The sequence below is a fragment of the Streptomyces sp. NPDC093221 genome (assembly GCF_044753885.1).
GTDB lineage: Bacteria > Actinomycetota > Actinomycetes > Streptomycetales > Streptomycetaceae > Actinacidiphila.
The window spans coordinates 12860-39448 of record NZ_JBIVOA010000017.1; the positions used below are offsets into that span (position 1 = coordinate 12860).

General features: G+C 72.6%; 23 protein-coding genes and 1 pseudogene. 13 read left to right on the forward strand and 11 right to left on the reverse strand.

Features of this window, described 5'->3' with window-relative positions:
• Positions 1-30: 30 nt before the first annotated feature.
• Positions 31-803, reverse strand: a pseudogene (locus ACIQCJ_RS35525) (IS5 family transposase); the annotation flags it as partial.
• A gap of 691 nt (positions 804-1494) precedes the next feature.
• Here ACIQCJ_RS35525 and ACIQCJ_RS35530 point away from each other — a divergent pair.
• Positions 1495-2070, forward strand: a complete 576-nt coding sequence (locus tag ACIQCJ_RS35530; RefSeq protein ID WP_355336705.1) for a TerD family protein — start codon at positions 1495-1497, stop codon at positions 2068-2070.
• 207 nt (positions 2071-2277) lie between these two features.
• On the opposite strand, the gene ACIQCJ_RS35535 is transcribed toward ACIQCJ_RS35530, so the two are convergent.
• A complete protein-coding gene (locus ACIQCJ_RS35535) occupies positions 2278-2718 on the reverse strand; it encodes a MarR family winged helix-turn-helix transcriptional regulator (protein ID WP_355336706.1) in 441 nt (146 codons plus the stop codon).
• 51 nt (positions 2719-2769) lie between these two features.
• Entirely contained in the window at positions 2770-6189 is a 3420-nt protein-coding gene (locus ACIQCJ_RS35540) for a SpoIIE family protein phosphatase (RefSeq protein WP_402713976.1), read from the reverse strand.
• 149 nt (positions 6190-6338) lie between these two features.
• Between ACIQCJ_RS35540 and ACIQCJ_RS35545 the strand changes: the two genes are divergently transcribed.
• The 3 genes from ACIQCJ_RS35545 (at position 6339) to ACIQCJ_RS35555 (ending at position 9442) form a co-directional block, all read left to right on the forward strand.
• Positions 6339-7841, forward strand: coding sequence for a DUF2252 domain-containing protein (locus ACIQCJ_RS35545; protein WP_402713978.1), 1503 nt, complete (start codon positions 6339-6341; stop codon positions 7839-7841).
• A 223-nt stretch (positions 7842-8064) separates the two neighbouring features.
• Complete coding sequence (locus tag ACIQCJ_RS35550) at positions 8065-8889, forward strand: hypothetical protein (protein ID WP_355336709.1); 825 nt, start codon at positions 8065-8067, stop codon at positions 8887-8889.
• A gap of 220 nt (positions 8890-9109) precedes the next feature.
• Positions 9110-9442, forward strand: a complete 333-nt coding sequence (locus ACIQCJ_RS35555) for a rhodanese-like domain-containing protein (RefSeq protein WP_401851388.1) — start codon at positions 9110-9112, stop codon at positions 9440-9442.
• A gap of 15 nt (positions 9443-9457) precedes the next feature.
• Here ACIQCJ_RS35555 and ACIQCJ_RS35560 read toward each other — a convergent pair whose 3' ends face one another.
• The 6 genes from ACIQCJ_RS35560 to paaA form a co-directional block, all read right to left on the reverse strand.
• Positions 9458-10612 (reverse strand): acyl-CoA dehydrogenase family protein, encoded by a 1155-nt coding sequence (locus ACIQCJ_RS35560; protein WP_402713981.1) that lies wholly within the window; start codon positions 10610-10612, stop codon positions 9458-9460.
• A 49-nt stretch (positions 10613-10661) separates the two neighbouring features.
• Positions 10662-11744 carry a 2Fe-2S iron-sulfur cluster-binding protein gene (locus tag ACIQCJ_RS35565; protein WP_402713983.1) on the reverse strand — a complete coding sequence of 361 codons (1083 nt, stop codon included), beginning with the start codon at positions 11742-11744 and terminating at the stop codon, positions 10662-10664.
• Positions 11745-12278, reverse strand: coding sequence for a 1,2-phenylacetyl-CoA epoxidase subunit PaaD (gene paaD, locus ACIQCJ_RS35570; RefSeq protein WP_402713985.1), 534 nt, complete (start codon positions 12276-12278; stop codon positions 11745-11747).
• Positions 12272-12937 carry a 1,2-phenylacetyl-CoA epoxidase subunit PaaC gene (gene paaC / locus ACIQCJ_RS35575; RefSeq protein WP_402713987.1) on the reverse strand — a complete coding sequence of 222 codons (666 nt, stop codon included), beginning with the start codon at positions 12935-12937 and terminating at the stop codon, positions 12272-12274. Before paaC ends, paaD begins: the two co-directional genes overlap by 7 nt.
• 191 nt (positions 12938-13128) lie before the next feature.
• Complete coding sequence (gene paaB, locus ACIQCJ_RS35580; RefSeq protein ID WP_188279883.1) at positions 13129-13425, reverse strand: 1,2-phenylacetyl-CoA epoxidase subunit PaaB; 297 nt, start codon at positions 13423-13425, stop codon at positions 13129-13131.
• On the reverse strand, positions 13422-14405 hold the full coding sequence (gene paaA / locus ACIQCJ_RS35585) for a 1,2-phenylacetyl-CoA epoxidase subunit PaaA (RefSeq protein ID WP_391041937.1): 984 nt from the start codon (positions 14403-14405) through the stop codon (positions 13422-13424). The genes paaB and paaA overlap by 4 nt, the downstream gene beginning before the upstream one ends.
• Before the next feature lie 299 nt (positions 14406-14704).
• Between paaA and ACIQCJ_RS35590 the strand changes: the two genes are divergently transcribed.
• From ACIQCJ_RS35590 to ACIQCJ_RS35600, 3 genes are read left to right on the forward strand one after another with little or no spacing between them, the layout of a single operon-like run.
• The gene (locus tag ACIQCJ_RS35590) at positions 14705-15370 is read left to right on the forward strand and encodes a DUF5819 family protein (protein WP_391041936.1); all 666 of its coding nucleotides are present in this window, start codon (positions 14705-14707) and stop codon (positions 15368-15370) included.
• Positions 15367-16671, forward strand: coding sequence for an HTTM domain-containing protein (locus tag ACIQCJ_RS35595; RefSeq protein WP_402713990.1), 1305 nt, complete (start codon positions 15367-15369; stop codon positions 16669-16671). Before ACIQCJ_RS35590 ends, ACIQCJ_RS35595 begins: the two co-directional genes overlap by 4 nt.
• A gap of 38 nt (positions 16672-16709) precedes the next feature.
• Positions 16710-17594 carry a TrmH family RNA methyltransferase gene (locus ACIQCJ_RS35600; protein ID WP_402713992.1) on the forward strand — a complete coding sequence of 295 codons (885 nt, stop codon included), beginning with the start codon at positions 16710-16712 and terminating at the stop codon, positions 17592-17594.
• Positions 17595-17603: 9 nt separating this feature from the next.
• Here the strand turns inward: ACIQCJ_RS35600 and paaN are convergent, their stop codons facing one another.
• The gene (paaN, locus tag ACIQCJ_RS35605; protein WP_401717774.1) at positions 17604-19280 is read right to left on the reverse strand and encodes a phenylacetic acid degradation protein PaaN; all 1677 of its coding nucleotides are present in this window, start codon (positions 19278-19280) and stop codon (positions 17604-17606) included.
• 155 nt (positions 19281-19435) lie between these two features.
• Here paaN and ACIQCJ_RS35610 point away from each other — a divergent pair, with 155 nt between their 5' ends.
• From ACIQCJ_RS35610 to ACIQCJ_RS35620, 3 genes are all read left to right on the forward strand, one after another.
• Positions 19436-20923, forward strand: a complete 1488-nt coding sequence (locus ACIQCJ_RS35610; RefSeq protein ID WP_402713994.1) for a 3-hydroxyacyl-CoA dehydrogenase — start codon at positions 19436-19438, stop codon at positions 20921-20923.
• Positions 20924-20930: 7 nt separating this feature from the next.
• Positions 20931-21518, forward strand: a complete 588-nt coding sequence (locus ACIQCJ_RS35615; protein ID WP_355336720.1) for a TetR/AcrR family transcriptional regulator — start codon at positions 20931-20933, stop codon at positions 21516-21518.
• 79 nt (positions 21519-21597) lie between these two features.
• Entirely contained in the window at positions 21598-22380 is a 783-nt protein-coding gene (locus tag ACIQCJ_RS35620; protein WP_402713997.1) for an alpha/beta hydrolase family protein, read from the forward strand.
• 38 nt (positions 22381-22418) lie between these two features.
• On the opposite strand, the gene ACIQCJ_RS35625 is transcribed toward ACIQCJ_RS35620, so the two are convergent.
• Positions 22419-22901 carry an Lrp/AsnC family transcriptional regulator gene (locus tag ACIQCJ_RS35625; protein ID WP_188279875.1) on the reverse strand — a complete coding sequence of 161 codons (483 nt, stop codon included), beginning with the start codon at positions 22899-22901 and terminating at the stop codon, positions 22419-22421.
• Positions 22902-23081: 180 nt separating this feature from the next.
• Here ACIQCJ_RS35625 and pdhA point away from each other — a divergent pair, with 180 nt between their 5' ends.
• From pdhA to ACIQCJ_RS35640, 3 genes are read left to right on the forward strand one after another with little or no spacing between them, the layout of a single operon-like run.
• A complete protein-coding gene (gene pdhA, locus ACIQCJ_RS35630) occupies positions 23082-24182 on the forward strand; it encodes a pyruvate dehydrogenase (acetyl-transferring) E1 component subunit alpha (RefSeq protein WP_401305528.1) in 1101 nt (366 codons plus the stop codon).
• Complete coding sequence (locus ACIQCJ_RS35635) at positions 24179-25207, forward strand: transketolase C-terminal domain-containing protein (RefSeq protein ID WP_391041923.1); 1029 nt, start codon at positions 24179-24181, stop codon at positions 25205-25207. Before pdhA ends, ACIQCJ_RS35635 begins: the two co-directional genes overlap by 4 nt.
• Positions 25207-26538: a dihydrolipoamide acetyltransferase family protein gene (locus tag ACIQCJ_RS35640; protein ID WP_402714000.1), complete on the forward strand. Its 1332-nt coding sequence runs from the start codon at positions 25207-25209 to the stop codon at positions 26536-26538. The genes ACIQCJ_RS35635 and ACIQCJ_RS35640 overlap by 1 nt, the downstream gene beginning before the upstream one ends.
• The last annotated feature ends 51 nt before the right edge of the window (positions 26539-26589 follow it).

Here is a 26589-nt window from a genome sequence, read left to right on the forward strand (position 1 = left end):
GAGCACTAAGACGTCATCTCGTTTGGAGGGTCTACGGTAGCAGGTCAGGGTGCAGGCGATGCTGGTGAAGGCGGGGATGTGCTCGGCTTTGCGTTCGTATCGGCGGTGCGGGCGGCGGCAGCCGGCGAGCCAGGCCATGGTGCGTTCGACGGTCCAGCGGTGCTGGCCGGGTCGTTGGGAGGACTCGATGCGTTTGCGGGCGATGCGATGCGTGATCCCGCGTAAGGCGCGCCATCGGCGCAGGTGGTTGTCGTCGTAGCGCTTGTCCGCCTGGAGGGTGGCGGGACGCCAGCGACGCGGACCGCAGCGGGAGCGGATCGGTGGGATGCCGCGCACGAGCGGGATCATGGCCTGGTTGTCGTGGAGGTTCGCTCCCGAGATCCCGACGGATGTGGGCAGGCCGGACCGCCCGGTGATCAAGTGGATCTTCGAGCCGTACTTGCCCCGATCCACAGGATTCGGACCTGTCAGGTCCCCCTTTTCATGGCCCTCATATTCACCGGGTCGATCGCGCAGCGGCTCCAGTCCAGCCCGCCGCGCGCGCCGAGTCCGTCCAGGACCAGGCGGTGGAGCTTCGCCCGCACCCGGCCGTTGCTCCCTTCAACGAACCGGCGGTGGGCCGTGGGTCCCGAAGGACCGAAGGAAGGCGGCAGCCGGCGCCGGGTACAGCCGGAGGTCGCGACGAACACGATGGCCGCCAGCACCTCACGGTCTCCGTACCGACGCCGGCCGCCACCCTGCGGCCGCGACGGCGCAGGCAAAACGACTTTCTGGAACAGCTCCCACCGTTCATCCGGCACCAAGGCGCTCCACGATCCCCACGGCCGCAGACTACCGAACTGCCAAATGAGACGACTTCTAAGCCTCTGCGATGAGCACGAGGTCGTCAGTCGGCTCGTTGCCGCCGTCTGGCCCTACTTGGGCCGGCCCTACGGAAGTCGGCGCCATCGCACGCACTCGAACTGGCCGCACGGCCGATGGCACCGGCCCATCGAAAAGAGCCGCACGAGCAACTGCGGCCCAAGCCCTCCTGGGGTCTGGTTGGCGCACGAACGTCGTACGACTGAGCCCCCGGGTCCGGGCGCGAGCGCGGGATCAATAGCTGAGTGCTGGGCCCACCTGGGCTGTGGGAAACGATCTTCAGCGGCTCTGCATGGCCCCTGACCGGGGCTTTTCGTCGGTGCCCCACAAAGAGGTACCGACGACACGGGCCTCCGGAAGTGACGAAAGTCGCGGCCGGGGGTCCGTTTCTCATTCCCCGGCGGGCCGCCTCCGGCCGGCAGGTCGCCTTCCCCCGCCGATCCCCGCGGAGCGGTCACGGTGGACGGCCCCGCGCGGCGCATCCCGGTGACGTACTGAAGGCCCGGGGGATCGAACGGCGGCGAACGGTGGCATCGGGGCGGGAACCGGTGCAGGGTGGTGTGCGTTGGAGTCATTGGGCAAAGGAATCGTCAAGTGGCGCGGCCCGCGCCGGATTGAGCAGGGAGATACACCATGGGTGTCAGCCTCTCCAAGGGCGGCAATGTCTCACTGACCAAGGAGGCCCCCGGACTCACGGCGGTCACTGTCGGCCTGGGCTGGGACGTGCGCACGACCACCGGTTCGGACTTCGACCTGGACGCGAGCGCGCTGCTGCTCGACGCCACGGGCAAGGTCCTGTCGGACAAGCACTTCATCTTCTTCAACAATCTCAAGAGCCCGGACGGCTCCGTCGAGCACACCGGTGACAACCTCACCGGTGAGGGCGAGGGCGACGACGAGGCGGTCAAGGTCAACCTGGCCACCGTGCCCGCCGAGGTCGACAAGATCGTCTTCCCGGTCTCGATCTACGAGGGCGAGAGCCGTCAGCAGAGCTTCGGCCAGGTGCGCAACGCGTTCATCCGCGTGGTCAACCAGGCCGGCGGCGCCGAGATCGCCCGCTACGACCTCACCGAGGACGCCTCCACGGAGACCGCGATGGTCTTCGGCGAGCTGTACCGCAACGGCGCCGAGTGGAAGTTCCGGGCCGTCGGCCAGGGCTACGCCTCCGGCCTGCGCGGTATCGCCCAGGACTTCGGCGTCAACCTCTGACGTGACGCCGTCGTTTTCGACGCGGCGCTTGACGTAGAGTCGGGCTCGTAGCGGCCCCGCCCGCGACCGTGCAGGTCGCGGGCGGGGCCGTTTTCGCTTGAAGGGCCCGTGCTTGACGAGGCTGCGCGTGACGGGCCCGTGCGTGACGGGCCCCTGTGCGACGGGCCCTTGACGGACGGGACCTTGTAGGACGGGGCCGCCCGCGGGTTACGGCAGCGGGTGCGCCGCCGCGTCCGCGTTGTAGCGGACCAGATACGCGGCGAAGCGCGCCAGATCCTCCGGGTCCCAGGCGGCCAGCCGCTCCTGGAAGATCTCCTTGCGGCTGACCCGCGCCGCGGCCAGCGTCTCGATCCCGTGCTGCGCGAGGTGCAGCACCTGCACGCGGTGGTCGGTGGCGTCCACCCGGCGCTCGATGTACCCGAGCCGTTCCAGCGCGGCCACCTGGCGGCTGACCGTGGACTTGTCGAGTAGATAGTGCGCGGCGAGGTCTGTCGCCCGGCAGCCCTGCTGCTCCTCCAGGTGCGCGAGGATGGTGAACGACACCAGCGACAGCTCGGGGTGCATGCGCGCGGCCGTGGCACGCGCCCGGCGCGCGAAGGCGGTCAACTCCCGCTGGATGCTCTCCACGGACGCCTCCCGTGCGGACATCGCGGCCACTCCATCCCGTCTCCACCTGCGCCGTTGTGGGACGCAACGGTATCAAGCGGGCAACGGAAGTTCGAACCAGACGACCTTCCCGACCGCCTTCCTGCTGGTGCCCCAGCGCCGCGACAGATTCGACACCAGCGCCAGCCCGCGCCCCTGCTCGTCGTCGGCGTCCGCGCGCTGCAACTGGGGCAGATTGTGGTTGTCGTCGCTGACCTCGACCAGCAGCTTCCCGACCCGCATCAGCCGTAGCTCGACCTCGTACGAGGCGGCCCGGATCGCGTTGGTGACCAGCTCGCTGACCAGCAACTCCGTGGTGTCGCTGAGGCGTTCGAGGCCCCACGCGGCGAGCTGGCGGCGGGTCAGGTCGCGGGCGGTGGCGACCTCGGCGTGGTCGAGCCGCAGCGTCCACTCGGCCACGTCCCGCGGTGCGATGCCCTCGAACCGGGCGACGAGCAGCGCCACATCGTCCCTGCGGTCCTCCGAGTGCAGGCGCGCGAGGATCTGCGCGCAGACGTCCTCGGGGGTCTGCTCCGGCTCGATGACGGTGGCGCACAGCGCGGCGAGCCCCGCGTCTATGCCCTGGCCGCGCACCTCGACGAGGCCGTCCGTGCACAGCACCAGCCAACTGCCGTCGGGCACCGGGATCTCCACCGTCTCGAACGGCACCCCGCCGACGCCGATCGGCGCGCCGCCGGGGATCTCCAGCAGCTCGGCCCGCCCGTCGTAACCGACCAGGACCGGCGGGATGTGACCGGCGTTGGCGAGCGTGAGGCTGCGGTGGATCGGGTCGTAGACGGCGTAGACGCAGGTGGCGAGGTGTTCGGTGCCGAGCCGGTGCGCGAGGTTGTCCAGGTGCCGCAGCAACTGGGCGGGCGGCAGGTCCAGGGCGGCCATGGTGATGACCGCCGTACGGAACTGACCCATCACGGCCGCGGCCTGAAGGCCGTGGCCCATCACGTCGCCGACGATCAACGCCACGCGCCCGCCGGGCAGTTGGATGGCGTCGAACCAGTCGCCGCCGACCTGCGCCTGCCGGTCGCCCGGCATGTAGTGGTGTGCGATCCGGACACCGGGAATCCGCGGCGGCCGGGTGGGCATCATCGAGCGTTGCAGCGTGGCGGCGGCGCGCGATTCCTGGCGGTGCAGGCGGGCGTTGTCGATGTGGACGGCGCCGCGCGCGACGACCTCGGTGGCCGTGGCGGCGTCCCGCGCGTCGAACGGGCGGCGGCCGGGGCCGCGCAGGAAGCAGACCCGGCCCAGTACGGTGCCGCGCGCGGTGAGCGGCGCCACGATCATCGAGTGTCCGGGCAGCAGCGGGCCGAGCGCGGGCACGCCGAGGTCGAGCGCTATGTCGGGTGCGACCGAGGAGTCCACGACGGGGACGAGGACGTGATCGCCGAGCCGCGGCACGATCCCGTCGACGGCGAGGGAGAGCAACTCGCCCTCCGGCAGGGCCGTTTCCCACGGTCCGGGCGGTCCGTCGTGGGCGATGGCGACGCGCCGGACGAGCACGGTGGCGGCCGGGCGGTCGTCCTTGGGCGGTTCGGAGTCGGAGAAGAGCTGGTCCACGATCAGGACGGCCGCGAAGTCCGCGAAGCGCGGCACGGTCACCGCGCACAGCTCGCGGGCGGTGGTCTGGAGGTCGAGCGTGGAGCCGACCACCGCGCCGGTCTCGCGCAGCAGCGCCAACTGCTCGTCCAGCGCGGTGCCCGGCAGGTGGGAGGCGTAGGGGCGGCCGAGTACGTGGCCGCCGAGCGGGTGGGCGCCGGACGCGGGGGCGCCGGGTTCGGGTCCGAACGGGGCCTGTCCGTAGGGGGGTTGGCCGAAGGGGGCCTGGCCCGGTGGCGTGCCGAGCGGCTGGACGGACGGCGGCCCGCTGAGGACCGGGGCGAGGCCGGGCGCGAAGCCGGGGGCGAGACCAGGTGTGAACTCGGTCGGGGACAGCGGCTGTTGGCCGGTCAGGGCGTCCGCCGAGCCGTTGGGGCCGAGGTCGGAGGTCAGGGAGGTGAGGGAGGCGAAGGGCACGGCGGTCAGTGCCGAGGCGCTGGAACGGTCGCCTGCGGGGGCGGCCTCCGCGCCGCCGTTCGCCCCGTGGACGTACTCGGGGTCGCGGCCGGGGCCGTACGCGGCGGCGTGTCCGGGGGTCTGATCGGAGGGCTGGTCGTGGCCGGGTCCGGGTGCGGGTCCGGGGCCGGGTCCGGGTGCGGGTCCGGGGCCGGGTGCGGGTGCGGGTCCGGGGCCGTGTTCCGCTCCGGGGCGCGGGCCGGGCAGCAACTCCCTGCGCAGGGACGGGTCCTGCTGGTCGGCGCGGGCGGCGGCGGCCATGCGGGCGTAGTCGTGCGGGGTGACCGGGAGCCGTGTGCCGCCGTCCACTTCGAGCGCCGGGGGACCGAGCGGCGCGATCTGCCGGACGAGCCGGTCGAGCCGTCCCGCGCTGACGCCGGGCAGTACGGTGCCCAGCCGGGCCGCGAGGGCCAGCGCCTGCGCCGGGTCGGCGACGCTGCCCAGGACGGCGGCCACCGAGATGTCCTGACGCTGCGGGCCTTCCGCGGTGTAGGGGAGTAAGCGACCGCCGAGCGCGATCCGCAGGCCGCCCGTGCGCAGCGGTTTGGCGTGCGCCGCGATGGCCAGCAGGCTGCGTCCGCCTGGCTCGGCGACGCGGTACGTCCACCACAGGACGTCCTTCAGCGCGCCGTCCCGGTCGGTGGCCGCGAGCGCGCCCGCCCACGCGGGCTGCGTGAGGTCGTCCAGCAGGTCGAGGGTGTCCTGGTGCGGCGAGGACGAGGTGCGCGCGACGCCCGCGGCGGACCGGGCGGGTGTCAGCAGCCCCGAGGCCCGGTGGCCGAAGACGTGATCCCAGCGGTGCCCGAACAGCTCCTCCGCGCCGCGGTTCCAGTACGAGATCCGGCCGTCGGGGTCGACGCAGAGGACGGCGAGGCGCAGCAGGGCGGCCACGCCGGTGAGGCCGTCGCCGAGCGGGCTCCGGCCGTTGGCGCTCCGGCCGTTGGCGCTCCGGCCGTTGGCGCTCCGGCCGCCGGGGACTTGGGTGGTGGGGCCTGGGGCGTTGGGGCCTTGGGCATGGGGACCCTGGCCGTCGGACTCTCGCGTGTGGGGACCCGCGCTGTCGTGACCTGCGCTGTCGTGACCTGCGCTGTGGGGCGCGTCGAGGCTCGTACGGACGCTGTCCGTACCGGCGTGCTCCGTACCGGCCCTGTCCGTATCGACGTCCTCCGTACGGCTGCTGGTGTCGCTGCCACCGGTCGGCGGGTGGTCGGAGGCATGGGGGTCGCGCCGTGGGTGCCGCTCGGTGCCCTGGCGCGGCCGGTCTGCCTGTGCCGACTCGTCGGCCCCGGGTTCCGGATGCTCCGGTTGGTCGTGGAGGTCCTGCTGTTCGCGCTGTTCGTAGCGGGCGGAGCGGTCCGTCCGGTGTTCTGCGTCGCTGGCTGCGGGCTGCCGGGTGATCTCGTCCAACGTCGTGCACCTGCGGTTCGGCGCTGAGTAGGGTCCTGACGTCAAGGCAAGCACGAAACCCTGTGCGGGGTCGACCTATTGGCCGGATTACCCCCGGCGGTGGGGATTTGGCGTCCGTCCATTGACGTGGGCGGTGGGGAGGGTGACCGGTGGATTCGAGAGTGCCGCATGTGGCGGGATTCGCGCGATGGCCGCACGGGGCGTCGCCGAAGCGGGCGGGGAAGGCGCTGCGGGAGAAGGTGCCGCGCGCCGCGCACGGCCGGCCGCCCTCCGGCATGTGGCGCGACACGGCGGACGTCGTCCCTGCGGTGGCCGGCGCGCTCGCGGCGACCGCGCCCCGGACCTCGACCGCGCCCCGGACCTCGGCTGCCCCCTGGACTTCGACCGCGCCCTGGACCTCGGCCGCGCTCCGGGCCGTCCACGACTCCAACGCGGGCCGGATACCCGAGCTGATACCGCTGCGCGTCGGCCGTATGGCCGCGAGCCCCTTCGCCTTCCTGCGCGGGTCCGCCGGGCTGATGGCCGCCGACCTCGCCGACAGCCCGGTGACCGGTGTCGGCGCGCAGATCTGCGGTGACGCGCACGCCGCGAACTTCGGCCTCTACGGCGACGCCCGCGGCCGTCTTGTCATGGACATCAACGACTTCGACGAGACCGTCGTCGGCCCCTGGGAGTGGGACGTCAAACGGCTCGCGGCCTCGCTGGTGCTGGCCGGGCGGGAGGCGGGCGCCGCCGAGGACGTGTGCCGGGCGGCGGCGTACGGCGCGGTGGGCGCGTACCGGCGGACGATGCGGCTGCTGGCGAAGCTGCCCGTGCTCGACGCGTGGAACGCCATCGCCGACGAGGAACTGGTCACCCACGCCGACGCCCGCGACCTGCTCGGCACGATCGAGCGGGTCTCGGCGAAGGCCATGGCCAACACCAGCGCCAGATTCGCAGCGAAGGCCACGGCGGCCGTGGACGGCGGCGGGCGGCGCTTCACCGACGCGCCGCCCGTGCTGCGCCGGGTCGCGGACCGCGAGGCGACGGCGGTCGCGGGCGCCCTGGACGGCTATCTGCGGACGGTCGGCGAGGACCGGCTGCCGCTGCTCGCCCGTTACTCCGTCCACGACGTGGCCTTCCGCGTCGTCGGCACCGGAAGCGTCGGCACCCGCTCGTACGTGGTGCTGCTCCTCGACCACCTGGGAGAGCCGCTGGTGCTCCAGATCAAGGAGGCCAGGGCGTCGGCGCTGCTGCCGTACGTGGCCAAGGCCGGATTTCCGGCCGGTCCGGTGGGGCACGAGGGCCGCAGGGTGGTGCTGGGCCAGAAACGTATGCAGGTGGTGAGCGACTTCCTGCTGGGGTGGACGGACATGGACGCGGTGCCGTACCAGGTGCGGCAGTTCAGGAACCGCAAGGGCAGCGTCGATCCCGCCGGGCTGGAGCCGGGCCTGCTCGACGACTACGGGCGGATGACCGGCGCCCTGCTGGCCAGGGCGCACGCCCACAGCGCCGACCCCCGGCTGATCGCGGGCTACTGCGGCAAGGGCGAGGCGCTGGACGAGGCCGTCGCGGACTTCGCCGTCGGCTACGCGGACCGTACGGAGGCGGACCACGCGGAGCTGCTGGCGGCGGTCCGGTCGGGGCGGCTGCCGGCGGAGCTGGGGGTGTAGGGGGTTCCCCGGCCGGGGAACCCGGGGTGTCCGGGGCGTCCGGGTTGCCTGGGGCGTCCGGGTTGTCAGGGCGGTGTCAGGGCCGGGCGGTGCGAGCCCGTACGGGGGCGGGCGCGCGGGTCGGCGCAGGTGGGCGGGGCGCCGTGGCGTGATCCGTGCGGGCGGGCGCTGCCGCGCCCCGCGGCCCCGCGAAGATCGGCGGTGCAGGGCCTAGGCTGTCCGAGTGACGAACAGCTCAGGAACCGAGTCCTCCGCCTCTTCCGCCACCTTCGCCGGACCCTCCGAGCCCGGCTCGCAGGATCGGCTGGCGAAGGCGGTACGCGCGGCTGAGCAGGCGTTGATCGAATTCGAGATCGCGGTCGAGACCTTCCGGGTCGAGGTGGAGAACTTCTCCCGGCTGCACCACCAGCGGCTCGGCCCGATGTACGCGCGGCTGGACGAGCTGGACGCGCTGGTCGCGGAGGCCGTCGCCGCCCACAGCGGTGAGCGGGAGGACATCGAGCGCGCCTGGGAGGCCAGGGCGCTGGTGATGCCGATGCCGGGCGTCGAGGAGCTGTTCGGCGGGCTGCTCGGCACGGACGGGGTACGGCCGGTCGACGACCCGAACCCGCCGCGCCGCGTCCGCCCTGGCAAGGAGGCGCAGCGCCTCTACCGCGAGCTGGCCCGCAAGGCGCACCCCGACCTCGCCCAGGACGAGAAGGAGAAGGAGCGCCGCAGCGCCTTCATCGCCCGCGTCAACGAGGCGTACGCCTACGCCGACGAGGACACGCTGCGCGCCCTGTCCGCGGAGTGGGACGCGGGTCCCGTCGCGGACGAGGAGCTGCCGAGCGAGGCCGAGGTCCTCTACGCCCGGCTGGAGTGGCTGGCCGAGCGCAAGGAGAAGCTGGCCGCCATCGCCGTCGAGCTGGACGAGAGCGCCATCGGCCAGATGATGAAGCTCTCCCCGGACGACCCCGACGCCCTCCTCAACGAGATCGCCGAACAGCTCCTGACCCAGGTCGCCCAACGCGAGGCCCGCCTGGCGGAACTGGTCCGCGACCCCGAATAGCGCCCTCTCCGGCCCGCTCGCACGACCCGAGCTTCTGCCCGAACGCCCCCTGCGGGCCCGGGCCCGGTGCGGGCGCCGGGGGACCCCGGGGAATCGGGCGGGGCGGGGGGTGGTTGGGGGCTGAGGTAGGTTTTTTCGGGTCAGCCAGGGATCTGGTGAGCCAAGGTGAGCGGGCCGCGGTTTCGCGGGCCGCGATTTCGTGCCCAGGAGGCCGCGTCCGATGTTCCGCTCTGAGCTGCCCGCGGTGGATGCCGCCGCCGTACCGGCCGACGCGATCCTGCTGGACGTGCGGGAGGACGAGGAATGGGCGGCCGGTCACGCCGAGGGCGCCGTGCACATCCCGATGGGCGAGGTCGTCTCGCGGATCGGTGAGGTGCCGGAGGGCGGCCGGGTGCACGTGGTGTGCCGCGTCGGCGGTCGCTCCGCCCAGGTCGCGCAGTACCTGATCGCCCAGGGCGTGGACGCGGTGAACGTCAGCGGCGGCATGCTCGACTGGGAGGCCGCCGGCCGCCCGGTGGTGGACGGCAGCGGCAGCGACGGCTTCGTCCTGTAAGCAGCCCCGCAGGGGTCACGTGGTCAGCGGATGGGCGGCGATCAGGTCGCCCAACGCCTCCTCGTGGGCCGCGGCCGGGCCCAGCGCCAGCTCCCACTGCTTGGCCCACGCGTGGTACCGGTGCAGCGGATAGTCGGTGTCCGCGCCGAATCCGCCGTGCAGGTGCTGCGCGGTCTGTACGACCCTGCGGACGCCCTCGGCCGCCCAGATCTTCGCCACCGCCACATCACCCGCGACCGGCAGGGGTCCGGGCGCCGAGGTGCTGAGCCGCCAGGCCGCCTGCCACAAGGTGGCCTCCATCGCCCGCAGGTCGATGTAACGGTCGGCGGACTGCACCGCGACCGCCTGGAACGTGGCGATCGGATACCCGAACTGCTGCCGCTTCGAGGCGTACGCGCTGGTCATCCCCAGCACCGCCTCCCCCAGCCCGAGCGCCAGCGCGCAGGTGCCGACGGTCAGCGCCTGCCGCAGCCACTCCCAGGCGCCGTCCGCGTCCAGCACATCCGTCGCGGGCACCCCCACACCGTCCAGCGTGACCTCGGCGAACCGCTCGCCGTTGGTGGAGACCTGCTCCGCCAGCGCCACCCCTTCCGCGTCCAGGGGAACGACGGCCACCACCGCCGCGCCGTCCGCCGTGTGCGCGGGCACCAGCACCAGGTCGCAGCTCCGCGCCCACGGCACCCCGGTCTGCACCCCGTCGAGCACGAAGCCGCCGCCGTCGGTGCCGCCGACGTCCACCCGCTGTGCCCGGACGGCGAGTTCGGCCCCGTCGTGCCCGCTGCGGCCGTTGGCGGCGACGGTGAGGACGGTCTCGCCGCGACCGGCCGCCGCCAGCAGCCGTTCGCGCAGGGGCGCGGAGCCGTAGCGCTGGACGGCGAGCGCCCCGGCGCAGCTCTCCAGCAGCGGGACCCGCGCCAGCACCCGCCCCGCCTCGCGCAGTACGAGGCAGAGCGCGATGAGGTCGAGCCCCGCCCCGCCGTACGCCTCGTCCAGCGTCAGGCTCAGCAGGTCGCCGTCGGCGAGCTTGCGCCACAGCGCGCGGTCGAAGTCCTCGGCGACCGCGCCGGGGGTCAGCGCGGGGCTGGGCACCCCGTCCACCGCCACCCCGGAGAAGACGGACTTCGCCGCCTCGACCGCCGCCAATTGCTCCTCGGTGAAGCCGAAGTCCACGATCCGCTCCTCCCGCCACCAATTCTGACGATGCGTCAGATTAGGGCGGTCAGGCGTCGAAGTCCACCTCGACGACGGAAGTCACCGGGTGCGACTGACAGGCCAGCACATATCCGGCCTCCGTCTCCTCGGGCTCCAGCGCGTAGTTCCGGTCCATCCGCACCTCGCCGCTGACCAGCCGCGTCCGGCAGGTCCCGCAGACCCCGCCCTTGCAGGCGTACGGGGCGTCCGACCGGTTGCGCAGCACCGTCTCCAGCACCGACTCCCCTGCCAGGGACGGCCATTGACCGCCGCGGCCGTCGAGCGTCGCCCGTACAGTGCCGCCGCCGGGTATCGGCTCGGCCGCGGTGACGGCCGCCGGTACCTCGTCCACATGGAAGATCTCCTGGTGGACGCGGGACCGGGGGACACCCAGCGTGCGCAGCGCCCGCTCGGCCGCGCCGACCAGTCCCAGCGGGCCGCACAGATACCAGCCGTCCACCGCCGCCACCGGCATCAGCGCCGGGAGCAGCGCCGTCAGCCGCTCCGCGTCCAGCCGCCCCGACGGCAGCCCCGCCTGCTGCTCCTCGCGGGACAGCGCGGACACCAGGTGGAAGCGGTCGGGCCAGCGGTCCTTGAGGTCCGCGACCTCCTCCAGGAACATCGTGGACGCCGCCGTACGGTCGCTGCGCACCAGGCAGAAACTCGCCCCCGGCTCACACGCCAGCGCGGTGCCGATCTGCGACAGCACCGGTGTGATGCCGCTGCCACCGACCACCGCGGCGAACCGCCCCGGCCTCGGCTCCAGCACGAACCGCCCCGCGGGCGTCATCACCTCCAGCACATCGCCCGCGGCCAGCTCCTTGAGCGCGTAGGTGGAGAACTCCCCCTGCTCGACCAGCCGCACCCCCACCCGCAGGGTCCGCGGCCCGGTCTCCACGCCGTCGTTCCCGAAACCGTCCTCGGGCAGCACCGGGTCGCACAGCGAATACGTGCGGCGGATCTCCACCCCGTCGGCGAACCGGCGGATCGCTATGTGCTGCCCCGGCGCGTACCGGTACTCCGCGCGCAGCTCCTCGGGGACCTCGAAGGCGATGGTCACCGAGTCGTCCGTGAGCGGGCTGACCTCCGTCACCCGGAGCGGATGGAACATTCACAGCTCCTTGAAGTGGTCGAAGGGCTCGCGGCAGGACTCGCAGCGGCGCAGCGCCTTGCAGGCGGTGGACGAGAACGGGCTGAGCAGCCGGGTGTCGGTGGAGCCGCAGTGCGGGCAGCGCACGGTCAGCTCCACGGCGACGGGCCCGCCGCCCGCCGGTCGCGCGCCGGCCAGCGGGCGCGGCGGCGCCACACCGTGCTCGGCGAGCTTGCGGCGGCCCGCCGCGCTGATCGCGTCGGTCGACCAGGCGGGGGAGAGCACGGTGCGCACCTCGACGTCCGACATGCCGTGCTCGGTCAGCACCTCGGTGATGTCGGTGGCCATCGTGTCCAGCGCCGGGCAGCCCGTCCACGTCGGCGTCAGCTCGACCTCGACCCGGCCGGGCCCGGTCACCCGCAGGTCGCGCAGCACCCCCAGCTCGGCCAGCGAGATCACCGGCAGCTCGGGATCCGGCACGGCTCCGGCCAGCCGCAGCAGCTCCTTCTCCAGCGCGCTCGTCGCCTCGGCGGCGGGCGCGCTCCCGGTCACCATGACGCACCCGGGTGAGCGCGGTGCAGGTGCTGCATCTCGGCGAGCATCCGGCCGAACGCCTCGGTGTGCACACCCTGCCGTCCGGCCCCCGCCGACCACGGCGTCCGGTCGACACCCTGGGGTATCTCCAGCGTGGCCCGGTGCAGGACATCGGTGACGCGCTCCAGCCACGGCTCGCGCAGCGCCGGAAGGTCGGTGCCGAGCCCGTCGAGCGGTTCGAACAGCTCCCCGGTGTAGCGCCACAGGCCGTCCACCGCGCGATGCGTGCGCCGGTGACTCTCCTCGGTGCCGTCGCCCAGCCGCAGCGTCCAGTGCTCGGCGTGGTCGCGGTGGTAGGCGACCTCCTTCACCGCTTTCGCGGCCAGCGGCGCCAGCTCGCCGTCCCCGGACGCCAGGGCGGTGAACAGCAGCTCCTGGTGGACGGAGAAGAAGAGCTGCCGCACGATCGTCTCGGCGAAGTCCCCGTTGGGCCGCTCCACGAGCTGCACATTGCGGAATTCGTGCTCCTCGCGGCCGAACGCCAGCTCGTCCTCGTCGCCGACCAGCGAGAGCAGGGTGCGGGCCTGCCCCAGTAGGTCGAGCGCGATATTGGTGAGGGCGACGTCCTCCTCAAGGACCGGCGCGTTCCCCGCCCACTCCCCCAGCCGCTGGGCGAGCACGAGCGCGTCGTCGCCCAGCGCGAGCGCGGCGGGGGCGGAGGCCCGTGCGGGGCGCGCCGCGGTGGCCGATGCCGTGGTCGTAGAAGAGGCCGTAGCCGTAGCCGTAGCCGTAGCCGTAGCCGTAGCCGTAGCCGCAGCCGCAGCCGCAGCCGTGGCCGAGGCCGGGCCCGGTGCGGGGTTCGGTGCCGTGTTCACAGGTGCTTCACCCCTTCCGGGATCTCGTAGAACGTCGGGTGCCGGTACGGCTTGTCGGAGGCCGATTCGAAGAACGGGTCCTTCTCGTCGGGGGAGGAGGCGGTGACCGCGGACGACGGCACCACCCAGATCGAGACGCCCTCGGCCCGCCGGGTGTAGAGATCCCGCGCGTTGCGCAGCGCCATCTCCGCGTCGGGCGCGTGCAGGCTGCCCGCGTGGCTGTGGCTCAGGCCGCGGCGGCTGCGGACGAAGACCTCCCACAGCGGCCAGTCGCCGCCCGTCTGCTCGGTCATGCCCGTGCCTCCCCGTGCTTGGCCGCGTATGCGGTGGCCGCCTCCCGGACCCAGGCGCCGTTGTCGTGTGCGGCGCGGCGCCGGTCGATCCGCTCCTCATTGCACGGCCCGTTGCCGCGCAGCACCTCCTGGAACTCCGTCCAGTCGATCGCCCCGTAGTCGTAGCCGCCCCGCGACTCGTTCCACCGCAGGTCGGGGTCGGGGAGGGTGAGCCCCAGCACCTCGGCCTGCGGGACGCAGATGTCCACGAAGCGCTGCCGCAGCTCGTCGTTGGAGTGCCGCTTGATCTTCCAGGCCATGGACTGGGCGGAGTGCGCGGACTCGTCGTCGGGCGGGCCGAACATCATCAGCGAGGGCCACCACCAGCGGTCCACCGCGTCCTGCGCCATCGCGTGCTGCGCCGGGGTGCCGCGGCTGAGCGTCAGCAGCAGCTCGTAGCCCTGCCGCTGGTGGAAGGACTCCTCCTTGCAGATCCGCACCATCGCGCGGGCGTAGGGACCGTAGGAGCAGCGGCACAGCGGCACCTGGTTGGTGATCGCGGCGCCGTCCACCAGCCAGCCGATGGCGCCGACGTCCGCCCAGCTCAGGGTGGGGTAGTTGAAGATCGAGGAGTAGCGCTGGCGGCCCGCGTGCAGCTTGTCGAGCAGCTCCTCGCGGCTGACCCCGAGGGTTTCCGCGGCGCTGTACAGATAGAGCCCGTGCCCGGCCTCGTCCTGCACCTTGGCCATCAGGATCGCCTTGCGGCGCAGCGAGGGCGCGCGGCTGATCCAGTTGGCCTCCGGCTGCATCCCGATGATTTCGGAGTGCGCGTGCTGGGCCATCTGGCGGACGAGGGTGGCGCGGTAGGCGTCCGGCATCCAGTCCCGCGGCTCGATCCTGGCGTCCTCGGCCACCGCGGCGTCGAACGCGGCCAGGAAGGCGTCCTGCCCTGCCGCCACCGCCTCCCCTGCGGTCGCCGCCGGCTCTGCCGTCGTCGTCATGCGGACCCCTCCTTCGTCATCACCGTCATCGGTGCCATCAGGCGTGCCACTCGGGCTTCGGCGCGGGCTCGACCACCCGTCCCGTCACCGTCACCGGCTCCATCGGACGACCGGCCGGCCGACTCCTCAACCGACCGACCGATCGTTCGGTTCATTCCATGGTCGGTGGCGGGCCGAAGGGTGTCAAGGCCACCTCCCACGCCTGTGGATAACTCGGTATGGTCCCCGCCGGGACCTGCGGTGGGTAGCGTGCTGCCCGGCAGGCGTGCGTGCCCGGCACGGGTGAGAGCGGAGAGACGATGGAGTCATTCGAGGGGCCGCCGCCCCGGACCGCGGCGCTGTCCACGCCCGCGCGCATAGCCGTCGCCCTGGCGATCGGCGCGGTCGTCGTGGGCGCGCTGTACCACCTCGGCATGGTGTTCCTGCACGTCGCGCCCTCGAACACGCTCAGCAGGGAGCACGGCGCGGCGGTCGACGACTACGTCTATCCGGAGTTCGAGCAGAACTGGAAGCTGTTCGCGCCCGACCCGCTGCAACAGAACATCCATGTGCAGGCCCGCGCCGAGGTCCGCAAGCCCGACGGCGGCCTCTCCACCACGGGCTGGGTCGACCTCACCGCGATGGACGTCGCCGCGATGCGGCACAACCCCGCCCCCAGTCACACCCAGCAGAACGAGCTGCGCCGCGCCTGGAGCTTCTACACCGACACCCACGACGACAAGGAGCAGCCCACCGGCGGCGACCGCAGCGACATGAGCCGTACGTATCTCCAGCGGATTTTGCAGGAGCGTTTCGGCCCGCGGCTCAACGGCGGTGATGTCGTCCGCGTGCAGGCACGTTCCGCCACCACCGCGGTCCCGCCGCCGTCGGGCAACGGGCAGCAGACCGGCACCCAGCCCTACTACCGGGAACTGCCCTGGTGGCCGGTCACCACCGCGCCCGCCGGTCAGGAGAACGCATCGTGAGCGCGCGCGACTCCTTCGTCCCCTCGCCGTTCGCCGGCCTCGGCAAAGGACTCGACCGCGCCGTCGCGCGGGGGATCAACGCCATCACTGGCCGGGCCATCGGCCCGTACCAGAGCGCGATCATCCGGATCGGCTTCTCGCTGACCTGGCTGTTGTTCCTGCTGCGCGAATTCCCGCACCGCGCCGAGCTGTACGGCCCCGACGCGCCCTGGAGCTGGGACCTCGCCAAGCGGCTGGTCGCCGGGAACCACGCCTTCACCGTGCTGCTGTGGAACGACGGCCGCGCCTGGTTCGAGTGCGTCTACGCCTTCGCGATCGTCGCCAGCGCGATGCTGCTCCTGGGCTGGCGGACCCGTACCGCCTCGGTGTTCTTCATGATCGGCGTGCTGTCGCTCCAGAACCGCAGCGTCTTCGAGGGCGACGGCGGCGACAACGTCATCCACCTGATGGCGATCTACCTCGTCTTCACCCGCTGCGGCCAGGTCTGGTCGCTCGACCGGCGCCGCGCGGCCCGCGGGGAGGCGGCCGAGGCGGCTGCCGGACCGTCGGCCGTTTCCGCGTCCGACGCGGAGCCGGGCGCCGATCCGGTCGGCGTCGCCCTGTGGGCGGTGTTCGGCTTCGCGCTCGTGGCGGCGACGCTGTTCGGCAAGCTCAGCACCGGATGGGCGGTGCTGTTCTGGCTCTTCTGGCTGGTCCAGGCTCTGTGGTGGGCGGTGCGGCGGGTCGCGCCCGGCGAGCCGCGCACCGTGCTCGACATCGTCGCCAACGTCATCCACAACGGCGCGATGCTCGTGATCGTCGCCGAGGTCTGCCTGATCTACTCCACCGCGGGCTGGTACAAGATCCAGGGCAGCCGCTGGCAGGACGGCACCGCGCTCTACTACCCGCTCCATCTGGACGACTTCACCCCCTGGCCCGCCCTGTCGCACGCCCTGGCGGGCAATGAGCTGATGGTCATGCTCATCACCTACGGCACGGTCATCGTCCAGGTCGCCTTCCCCTTCACCCTGTTCAACCGCCGGGTGAAGAACGTGCTGCTGGTCGCGATGATGCTGGAGCACGCCTCGATCGCCGTCGTGCTCGGCCTGCCCTTCTTCTCCCTCGCGATGATCGCCGCCGACGCGGTGTTCCTGCCGACGGCCTTCCTGGTCTGGGCCGGGGACCGGCTCGTACGGCGGCTGCGGCCGGGTGCCGCGCGCCCGCGGCCGGTGGTCCACGGGCAGCGCACCGCCCCCGACGACGCGTCCGCCGAGCCGGGGGAACCGGCCGTGGGACCACCGCCGCCCAGCGCCGTGACATGACGTGATCGGGCAGGCGGGCCGCACCGTACGCTGAGGCCATGACCGAGGACGAGGCCGCCCACCGACCCGGCGCCGCAGCCGAACCCGACCCGGCGACCGGAACCGACCCGGCGACCGGAGCCGCTCAGGCCCCCGGGGCCGACGCGGCCACCGCAAGCGCCACGGCCGCCGTCCTCGCCTGGCAGGCCGCCGCGCCGGACGCGGTGCTGCTCGACGGCTTCCACGCCCTCAAGCACGCGCTGCGCTTCGGCGCCCGCGTGCGCACCGCGGTCAGCAGCGACAAGGCGGCCGTGCTGCGCCTCGCGGCGGAGCTGGCCCCCGACCTGGCGGAGGAGCTGGCGGCGCGCGTCACCGAGATCCCCGCCGCGGCGCTGCGCGGGCTGGTGACGCGGGTGCACCCCACCTCGGTGGCCGCGCTCGCCGACCGGCGCGACCGGGCGGCCAATCTGGCACTGCTGGCCGAACGGCCCCGGCAGGCACCGGTCGTCGTCCTGGACAGCCCGCGCAATCTCGGCAACGTCGGGGCGGTGATCCGGCTGGCGGCCGGATTCGGCGTCACCGGCGTGGTCAGCACCGGAGCTCTCGACCCCTGGCACCCCAACGCCCTGCGCGCGGGCGCCGGACTGCACTACGCGACCGCGGTGGAACGTACGGCCGCCGACGCGCTGCCGCCGGGACCGCTGTACGTCCTCGACCCGGAGGGCAAGGACATCCGCTCCGTCGAACTCCCCGACGACGCGCTCATCGTCTTCGGCTCGGAGCGGCACGGCGTCTCCGACGAACTGCGCGGACGCGCCGCCGAGTTGGTCGCGCTGCCGATGCGTCCGCAGGTCTCCAGCTACAACCTGGCCACCAGCGTCGGCATGGCGCTCTTCCACTGGGCGGCCACGTCCCGCTCGCCGCGGGTACCCGGCCGCCCCTGAACCCCGCGATCAGGCGGGCCGCCGCACCTCCACCATCCGGAAGCGGCTCGCGACGAACGCGCCGTCGCACAGCGCCGCGTTGGCCGCCGGATTGCCGCCGGAGCCGTGGAAGTCGGAGAAGGCGGCCGTCTGGTTGACGTACACACCGCCGGTCAGATTGAGCGAGAGCTGCGCGCACTCCTCCCAGCAGACCTCCTCCAGGCCGCGCTCCACCTCGGCGGAGGTGGTGTAGCCGCCGACCGTCATCGCGCCCTTGTCGCGGACGGTACGGCGCAGCAGCTCCAGCGCGTCGGCGGTCGAGTCCACGGCCACGGCGAAGGCGACCGGGCCGAAGCACTCCGACAGATACGCCGCCTCGGCGTCCGGCTTTGCGCCGTCGAGCTTGACCAGCACCGGGGTGCGGACGACCGCGTCGGGGAAGTCCGGGTGGGTCACCGAGCGGGAGGCGAGGGCGACTTCGCCCAGCCCGGGGGCCGCTTCGAGCCGTGTCTTGACGTCCGGATTCACCAGAGCGCCGAGCAGCGCGTTGGCCCGCGCGTCGTCGCCGAGCAGCCCGTCGACCGCGCCCGCGATGTCGGCGACCACCTCGTCGTAGCTCCGCCGTCCCGCGTCGGTGTCGATGCCGTCGCGCGGGATCAGCAGATTCTGCGGGGTGGTGCACATCTGGCCGCTGTAGAGGGACAGCGAGAAGGCGAGGTTGGAGAGCATGCCGCGGTAGTCGTCGGTGGAGTCGATCACCACGGTGTTGACGCCGGCCTTCTCGGTGAAGACCTGCGCCTGGCGGGCGTTGGCCTCCAGCCAGTCGCCGAAGGCGGTGGAGCCGGTGTAGTCGATGACCCGGACCTCGGGGCGCAGCGCCAGGGTCTTGGCCAGGCCCTCGCCGGGCCGCTCGACGGCCAGGCAGACCAGGTCGGGCGAGAAGCCCGCCTCGGCCAGCACCTCGCGCGCCACCCGTACGGTCAGGGCCAGCGGCAGCACTGCGCGTGGGTGCGGCTTGACCAGCACCGCGTTGCCGGTGGCCAGGGAGGCGAAGAGCCCCGGATAGCCGTTCCACGTCGGGAAGGTGTTGCAGCCGATCACCAGGCCGATGCCGCGCGGCACCGCGGTGAAGGACTTCCGCAGATTGAGCGGGTCGCGCTTGCCCTGCGGCTTGATCCACTCCGCGGTCTCCGGGGTGCGGACCTGCTCCACGTACGCGTACGCCACCGCTTCGAGGCCGCGGTCCTGCGCGTGCGGGCCGCCGGCCTGGAAGGACATCGTGAACGCCTGCCCGGAGGTGTGCATCACGGCGTGCGCGAACTCGTGCGTCCGCGCGTTGATCCGCGCCAGGATCTCCAGGCACACCATGGCGCGCGCCTCGGGTCCCGCGTCCCGCCAGGCGGGCATCGCGGCGCGCATCGCGGGCAGCAGCACGTCCGGATCGGGGTGCGGGTACTCCACGCCGAGGTCCGGGCCGTACGGGGAGCGCTCGGTGCCCGTCCAGCCGTCCGTGCCCGGCTGGTCCAGCTCGAAGCGGTGGCCGAGCAGCGCGTCGAAGGCGGCCTTGCCCTCGTCGGCGTCGGCGTACGCCTTGGGGTGCTCGGGGTAGGGCGACCAGTACGCCCGGGTCCTGACGGCATCGAGCGCCTTGTCAAGCGTGTCACGATGGCGTTCGATCAAGGTCACGGCGGAGACAGTGGCGGACATGGCGGACCAACTCCTCGTCGAGCTGGGCTGAGTAGCAGAGACAACGCTAGATTAACCGAATGTTCGGTCGGGACAAGAGGGACGTCCCGGCCTGTGGATAACTCGGAAAGACCCGGCAGGATCTCCGCAGTACCTCGGGAAGGAGCTGTGCCACCGTGACCGCACTTGACCGCGGCGGTGTCGTCGCCGTCGTCGGCGCAGGCACCATGGGCCAGGGAATCGCGCAGGTCGCGCTGCTCGCGGGGCACCGCGTGCTGCTGTACGACGCCGCGCCGGGACTGGCCGCGAAGGCCGCGGCGGGCGTCGGGGCGCGGCTGGCCCGGCTGGCCGAGAAGGGCCGCCTCGACACGGCCGAACACCGGGCCGCGCTGGACCGGCTCGTCCCCGCCGACGGCATCGCGGACCTGGCACCGGCCGCGCTCGTCGTCGAGGCCGTCGTGGAGGATCTGGCCGTCAAGCGGCGGCTCTTCGCCGAACTGGAGGAAACCGTCGGCGACGGCTGCCTGCTGGCGACCAACACCTCCTCCCTGTCGGTGACCGCCGTCGCGGGCGCCCTGCGGCTGCCCGGCCGCCTCGTCGGCCTGCACTTCTTCAACCCGGCCCCGCTGCTCCCGCTGGTCGAGGTCGTCGCGGGCGCCGCCTCGGACCCCGCAGCCGTCGACACCGCCTACGACACGGCCGCCGCCTGGGGAAAGACCCCGGTGCGCTGCGCCGACACCCCCGGCTTCATCGTCAACCGGATCGCCCGTCCCTTCTACGCCGAGGCCCTGCGCGTCCACGAGGAGCGGGCCGCGGACCCCGCCACCATCGACGCGGTGCTGCGCGAATGCGGCGGCTTCGCCATGGGCCCCTTCGCGCTCACCGACCTGATCGGCCAGGACGTGAACGAGGCGGTCACCAGATCGGTGTGGGAGTCGTTCTTCCACGACCCCAAATTCACGCCGTCGCTCGCCCAGCGCCGCCTGGTGGAGTCCGGCCGCCTCGGCCGCAAGACAGGCCGCGGCTGGTTCGTGTACGAACCGGCGCCGGAGCCCGGCGCCGCGCCAGGACCGCACACCGCGGAGCCCGCGGACGCGCCGCGGCGCGTGGTGCACGGCGAGCTGGGTCCCGCGCAGGCCCTCGTCGGCCTGGTGCGCGCGGCCGGGATCGAGGTCACCGAGGACGACGGCGTCCAGGGCTTCGAGCTGAGTGACGGAACGTATCTCTACCCGGCGGACGGCACCCTGGAGCCGGGTATCCAGTTCGACCTGGCGGCCGACTACACGACGGCCACCAGGATGGCGCTCGCGCGGACCCCGGAGGTGCCGGACGCGACGCTCGCGGAGGCCGTCGGGCTCTTTCAGGCGCTCGGCAAGAAGGTCAGCGTCATCCGGCTGGTCCCCGGACTGATCGTGGCGCGGACGGTCGCGATGCTGGTGGACCTCGCGGCCGACGCCGTCGCAAAGGAAGTGGCGTCCGCCGCCGACGTCGACACCGCCATGCGCCTCGGTGTGAACTACCCGCTGGGCCCGCTGCAATGGGGCGAGCGGCTCTCCCTGTCCTGGGTGCGCGAAACGCTGGAGTCGCTGCACTCGTACTACCCCAACGGCCGTTACGCGCCTTCGGTCGAAGTGCTGTGGCGCGCGAGGGCGGAGGAAGAATGATCTCCTCATGACCATGCCCAAGCGCGACACCTATACGCCGGACTCGCTGCTCGCCGTCGCCGTCGAGGTCTTCAACGAGCGCGGTTACGACGGCACGTCCATGGAGCATCTCTCGCGCGCCGCGGGCATCTCGAAGTCGTCGATCTACCACCATGTGCGCGGCAAGGAAGAACTGCTGAACAGGGCGGTTGGCCGCGCCCTTGAGGGGCTTTTCGGCATCCTGGAGGAGCCCGGAGCGGTCGACGGCCGCGCGGTGCGGCGCCTGGAGTACGTCACCCGGCGTACGACAGAGGTGCTGATGGCGGAACTTCCCTACGTCACCCTTCTGTTGCGGGTGCGCGGGAACACCGACACCGAGCGCTGGGCGATGGAGCGGCGCAGGGAGTTCGACCAGCGGGTGGCGGATCTGTTGAAGGCGGCGGTCGCGGACGGCGATCTGCGCGGCGACGTGGACGTCAGGCTGGCGACCAGGCTGCTTTTCGGGATGATCAACTCGATCGTGGAGTGGTACCGGCCGGAGGCCAAGGGCGCGCTCGACCGGCAGCAGGTGGCGGACGCGGTGGTGCGGCTGGCGTTCGACGGGCTGCGTACGTAGCGACGGCGAGCCGGGCGACCGTGCGGTCGGATGGTCCAGACCATTGACCCGCCGGGGGTGGCCCCGGCACGATCCAGCCATGTTCTCCGCTGAGCGATCTGTCGCGCGATTCGGGCCGTCGGTGCGGGCGGCGGCCGCCTCCGCGCTGGCCGTCTCCCTCCTGCTGCTGGCCGGGTGCGGAGGCGGCGGGGGCGCCAAGGACAAGGACAGGGCCGCGCCCGCCCCCACGCCCACCGCCACGGCGAACGGCTTCGGCTGCCTGTCACCCGAACAGGCCAAGGCGGGCTCGGTGAGTTTCCCGGGCGGGGACGGCCAGGACGTCGAGGGCTATCTGACCGGCACCGGCGGCACCGGGCTGGTGCTGGCCCACCAGGCGGACGGGGACGTCTGCCAGTGGGTGCCGCACGCGCAGGACCTGGCCGCGGACGGCTACCGCGTGCTGGCCGTGAACTCCGCGGGCAGCGAGGTGCGTGAACTCACCGCGGCGGCGGCCTACCTGCGGTCCAAGGGCGTGACGAAGCTGCTGCTGGTCGGCGCGTCCAAGGGCGGTACGGCGGTGCTGTCCGCCGCGGGCGCCATCACGCCGCCGGTGGACGCGGTCGTCTCGCTGTCCGCGCCCTCGACGTACTCCGGCATGGACGCCTCGATGGTCGTACCGAATCTGACGATGCCCGTCTTCTACATGGCCGCCGAATTGGACAGCCCCTTCCAGGACTCCACGAAGGAGCTGAGCAAGCTGACGAAGAAGGCGAAGGAGAACGACCTGACGATCGTCGGCGGCTTCAACCACGGCGTGAGCATGCTGTCCGACGAGGCGAACTACGCCAAGGTCAAGGCGTTCCTCAAGAAGTACGGCGGCTGACCGGAGGCACTGGTCGCGGTCGCGGCCGGCGCCGGTCCTCAGTCGCCGACGACCTGGTCGGTCTCCTCGAAGACCAGCAGGGTGCGGCTGCTGAGGACTTCCTCGATGGCCTGGAGCCGGGTCAGGACCAGCTCGCGCAGGGTCCGGTTGTCGGCGGTGTGGACCAGCAGCAAAACATCGAAATCACCACTTACCAGGGCAATGTGGGCAACACCCGGAAGAGTGATGAGTTGTTCACGGACGGTCCGCCAGGAATTCTGGACGATCTTGAGCGTGATGTACGCGGACGCGCCCTGTCCCGCACGTTCGTGGTCGACGCGAGCGGTGAAACCTCGGATGACCCCGTCCTCGATGAGCCGGTTGATCCGGGCGTACGCGTTCGCCCGTGAGACGTGCACGCGCTCGGCGACGGAGCGTATCGAGGCCCTTCCGTCCTCCTGGAGCAGCCGCAGGATCGTGCGGTCGATCGGGTCCAGCGGTCGGACCTCCGGGTCCTGTGCGGCCATCTGTTCTCTCGCCATCCCCCCGTGCCTCCTTACCATGGACGTACTGGCTCCATCTCAGGCTGTGCAGAACCGTTTGTCCACAGGCGAAACCACCCTGTAGCCAAAATGCCTCCGGCGACCGAACAATCGGTAGGGAGCGACACCCGCTCACGCCCGATCGCTTTTTCGGTCACCGACCACAAGGAGGTGCTCGCGATGACCGTGCTGGACACCCCTGCCTGGCGCCCCCGCACCGAAGCCGCGCCGCTGCTGCCCGACCCGGAGCCGTACCGGCTGCTCGGCACCCCCGCCGCCGCGGAGCTCGACCCCGCCCTGCTCCGCACTCTGTACGGGCAGCTCGTCCGCGGCCGGCGCTACAACCGGCAGGCCACCGCCCTCACCAAGCAGGGCAGGCTCGCCGTCTACCCGTCGAGCACCGGTCAGGAGGCCTGCGAGATCGCCGCCGCTCTCGCGCTGCGGCCCCGTGACTGGCTGTTCCCCAGCTACCGCGACACCCTCGCGGTGGTCGCCAGAGGCGTGGACCCGGTCGAGGCGCTGACGCTGCTGCGCGGCGACTGGCACACTGGTTACGACCCGCACGAACACCGGGTGGCGCCGCTCAGCACCCCGCTGGCCACGCAGCTCCCGCACGCGGTCGGGCTGGCCCGCGCCGCCCGGCTGACCGGCGACGACGTCGTGGCGCTCGCCATGGTCGGCGACGGCGGCACCAGCGAGGGCGACTTCCACGAGGCGCTGAACTTCGCGGCCGTCTGGCAGGCCCCGGTGGTCTTCCTCGTGCAGAACAACGGCTTCGCGATCTCCGTACCGCTCGCCAAGCAGACCGCGGCCCCTTCCTTCGCCCACAAGGCGGTCGGCTACGGGATGCCGGGACGGCTGGTCGACGGCAACGACGCGGCCGCCGTGCACGAGGTGCTGACCGAGGCCGTCGGGCGGGCCAGGGACGGCGGCGGCCCCACGCTCGTGGAGGCCGTCACCTACCGGATGGACGCGCACACCAACGCCGACGACGCCACCCGCTACCGCGACGACGACGAGGTCGCCGCCTGGCGCGCGCACGACCCGATCGCCCTGCTGGAACGGGAGCTGACCGGCCGCGGACTGCTCGACGACGACGTCAGGCGGAGCGCGGCCGACGAGGCCGAGACCATGGCGGCGGACCTGCGGGAGCGGATGAACGCCGATCCGCGGCTCGACCCGATGGAGCTGTTCGCCCACGTCTACGCCGAGCCCACGCAGCAACTGCGGCAGCAGGAGGCTCAGTTGCGGGCCGAGCTGGAAGCGGAGCGGCAGTCATGACCACCGTCGCACCGACCGCGGGCCGCGCCGCCGCGCCCACCCGCAGACCCGCCACCATGGCGCAGGCCCTCAACCAGGCGCTGCGTGACGCGCTCACGGCCGACGACTCCGTCCACGTCCTCGGCGAGGACATCGGCACCCTGGGCGGCGTCTTCCGGATCACCGACGGGCTCGCCGCCGAATTCGGCGACAGCCGCTGCACCGACACCCCGCTCGCCGAGGCGGGCATCCTCGGCGCGGCGGTCGGCATGGCGATGTACGGGCTCCGCCCGGTGGTCGAGATGCAGTTCGACGCCTTCGCCTACCCGTCGTTCGAGCAACTCGTCAGCCATGTGGCGAAGATGCGCAACCGCACGCGTGGCGCGCTGCCGCTGCCGATCACCATCCGCATCCCGTACGGCGGCGGAATCGGCGGCGTCGAGCACCACAGCGACTCCTCCGAGGCGTACTACGCGCACACCCCCGGCCTCCACGTGGTCACCCCGGCCACCGTCGAGGACGCCTACGGGCTGCTGCGGGCGGCCATCGCCTCCGACGACCCGGTGGTCTTCCTGGAGCCGAAGCGGCTCTACTGGTCCAAGTCCGACTGGTCGCCGGCCGCGCCGGCCGAGGTTCCGCCGATCGGCCGCGCCGTGGTGCGGCGCACCGGGCGCACCGCGACGCTGGTCACCTACGGCCCCTCGCTCCCGGTCTGCCTGGAGGCCGCGGAGGCCGCCAAGGAGGAGGGCTGGGACCTGGGCGTGGTCGATCTGCGCAGCCTCGTGCCCTTCGACGAGGAGACGGTCGCGGCGGCCGTACGCGGCACCGGGCGGGCGGTCGTCGTGCACGAGTCGTCCGGTTTCGGCGGCATGGGCGCCGAGATAGCGGCCCGGATCACCGAGCGCTGCTTCCACCACCTGGAGGCGCCGGTCCTGCGCGTCGCCGGATTCGACATCCCCTACCCGCCGCCGATGCTGGAACGGCACCATCTGCCCGGCGTCGACCGGATTCTCGACGCCGTCGGCCGCTTGCAGTGGGAGGGCTGATGGCCGTCGTCAAGGAATTCACGCTCCCCGACCTGGGCGAAGGGCTCACAGAGGCGGAGATCGTGCGCTGGCTGGTGGAGGTCGGCGAGGTCGTCGCCATCGACCAGCCGGTGGTCGAGGTCGAGACCGCGAAGGCCGTCGTCGAGGTCCCCTGCCCCTACGGCGGTGTCGTGACCGCCCGCTTCGGCGCCGAGGGCGACACCCTCGACGTGGGCCGCCCCCTGGTCACGGTCGCGGTGGGTTCGCACTCCGACGCGGCCGGGAACCCGGCGGGCCCGGACGCCTCGGGCGACTCGGACGCCTCGGGCGGCGGGGCCGATGAGGGCTCGGGCAATGTGCTGGTCGGTTACGGCACCGGTACGGCGGTGGCGCGGCGCCGCGGACGGGTGCGGGCGGTGGACGGTTCGGTGCAGGCGGCGGTTTCGGTCACCGAGGTGCCTGTCGCCGGGGCGCCTGTCGCCGACGGCCCGGTGGCCGTCATATCGCCGCTGGTCCGGCGGCTGGCCAGGGAACACGGGCTGGACCTGCGGGCCCTGGCCGGTACGGGGCCCGACGGGCTGATCCTGCGGGCGGACGTCGAGCGCGCGGTGGCGGCTCCGGCGGCACCTGCCGTGGCTCCGGCCCCGGCTCCCGTGCCGGCGGGGGAGGAGCGGGTGCCGCTGCGCGGGGTACGCGGCATGGTCGCGGACAAGCTGGCCCGCAGTCGGCGGGAGATACCGGACGCCACGTGCTGGGTGGACGCCGACGCCACCGAACTGCTGGCCGCGCGGGCGGCGATGAACGCCTCGGGCGGCGAGCGGATCTCGGTGCTGGCCCTCTTCGCCAGGATCGTGACGGCCGGGCTGGCCCGTTACCCGGAGCTGAACGCCACGGTCGACACCGAGCGGCGCGAGATCGTACGGCTGCCGGCCGTCCACCTCGGCTTCGCGGCGCAGACCGAACGCGGCCTGGTCGTGCCTGTCGTGCGCGACGCCCACACCAGGTCCACGGCCGGGCTCTCCGCGGAGATCGGCCGCCTGACCGAGGCCGCTCGGACGGGGGCGCTGACGCCGCGGGACCTGACCGGCGGCACCGTCACGCTCAACAACTACGGGGTCTTCGGGGTGGACGGTTCCACCCCGATCCTCAACCATCCCGAGGCCGCCATGCTCGGTGTCGGCCGTATCGCCCCCAAGCCGTGGGTTCACCAGGGCGAGTTGGCCGTGCGTCACGTCGTGCAGCTCTCCTTCACCTTCGATCACCGAGTCTGCGACGGCGGGACCGCAGGGGGGTTCCTTCGCTTTGTCGCTGACTGCGTCGAGAGCCCGGCCGTTCTCCTCGCCGCGGTCTGACCCCCCGGGCGCTGGGAGGTCCCCCCGCGCCCCTTAGAGGATCGGCGCACC

Excerpts from the sequence above, each read along its gene's own strand:
- ACIQCJ_RS35590 (WP_391041936.1), top strand. The coding sequence starts at position 14,705 with ATGGAGTCATTCGAGGGGCCGCCGCCCCGGACCGCGGCGCTGTCCACG.
- ACIQCJ_RS35600 (WP_402713992.1), top strand. The coding sequence starts at position 16,710 with ATGACCGAGGACGAGGCCGCCCACCGACCCGGCGCCGCAGCCGAACCC.
- ACIQCJ_RS35640 (WP_402714000.1), top strand. The coding sequence starts at position 25,207 with ATGGCCGTCGTCAAGGAATTCACGCTCCCCGACCTGGGCGAAGGGCTC.
- ACIQCJ_RS35555 (WP_401851388.1), top strand. The coding sequence starts at position 9,110 with ATGTTCCGCTCTGAGCTGCCCGCGGTGGATGCCGCCGCCGTACCGGCC.
- ACIQCJ_RS35535 (WP_355336706.1), bottom strand. The coding sequence starts at position 2,718 with ATGTCCGCACGGGAGGCGTCCGTGGAGAGCATCCAGCGGGAGTTGACC.
- ACIQCJ_RS35530 (WP_355336705.1), top strand. The coding sequence starts at position 1,495 with ATGGGTGTCAGCCTCTCCAAGGGCGGCAATGTCTCACTGACCAAGGAG.
- ACIQCJ_RS35565 (WP_402713983.1), bottom strand. The coding sequence starts at position 11,744 with ATGTTCCATCCGCTCCGGGTGACGGAGGTCAGCCCGCTCACGGACGAC.
- ACIQCJ_RS35635 (WP_391041923.1), top strand. The coding sequence starts at position 24,179 with ATGACCACCGTCGCACCGACCGCGGGCCGCGCCGCCGCGCCCACCCGC.
- paaD (WP_402713985.1), bottom strand. The coding sequence starts at position 12,278 with ATGGTGACCGGGAGCGCGCCCGCCGCCGAGGCGACGAGCGCGCTGGAG.
- ACIQCJ_RS35625 (WP_188279875.1), bottom strand. The coding sequence starts at position 22,901 with ATGGCGAGAGAACAGATGGCCGCACAGGACCCGGAGGTCCGACCGCTG.
- ACIQCJ_RS35615 (WP_355336720.1), top strand. The coding sequence starts at position 20,931 with ATGACCATGCCCAAGCGCGACACCTATACGCCGGACTCGCTGCTCGCC.
- pdhA (WP_401305528.1), top strand. The coding sequence starts at position 23,082 with ATGACCGTGCTGGACACCCCTGCCTGGCGCCCCCGCACCGAAGCCGCG.
- ACIQCJ_RS35620 (WP_402713997.1), top strand. The coding sequence starts at position 21,598 with ATGTTCTCCGCTGAGCGATCTGTCGCGCGATTCGGGCCGTCGGTGCGG.
- paaA (WP_391041937.1), bottom strand. The coding sequence starts at position 14,405 with ATGACGACGACGGCAGAGCCGGCGGCGACCGCAGGGGAGGCGGTGGCG.
- paaB (WP_188279883.1), bottom strand. The coding sequence starts at position 13,425 with ATGACCGAGCAGACGGGCGGCGACTGGCCGCTGTGGGAGGTCTTCGTC.
- paaN (WP_401717774.1), bottom strand. The coding sequence starts at position 19,280 with ATGTCCGCCACTGTCTCCGCCGTGACCTTGATCGAACGCCATCGTGAC.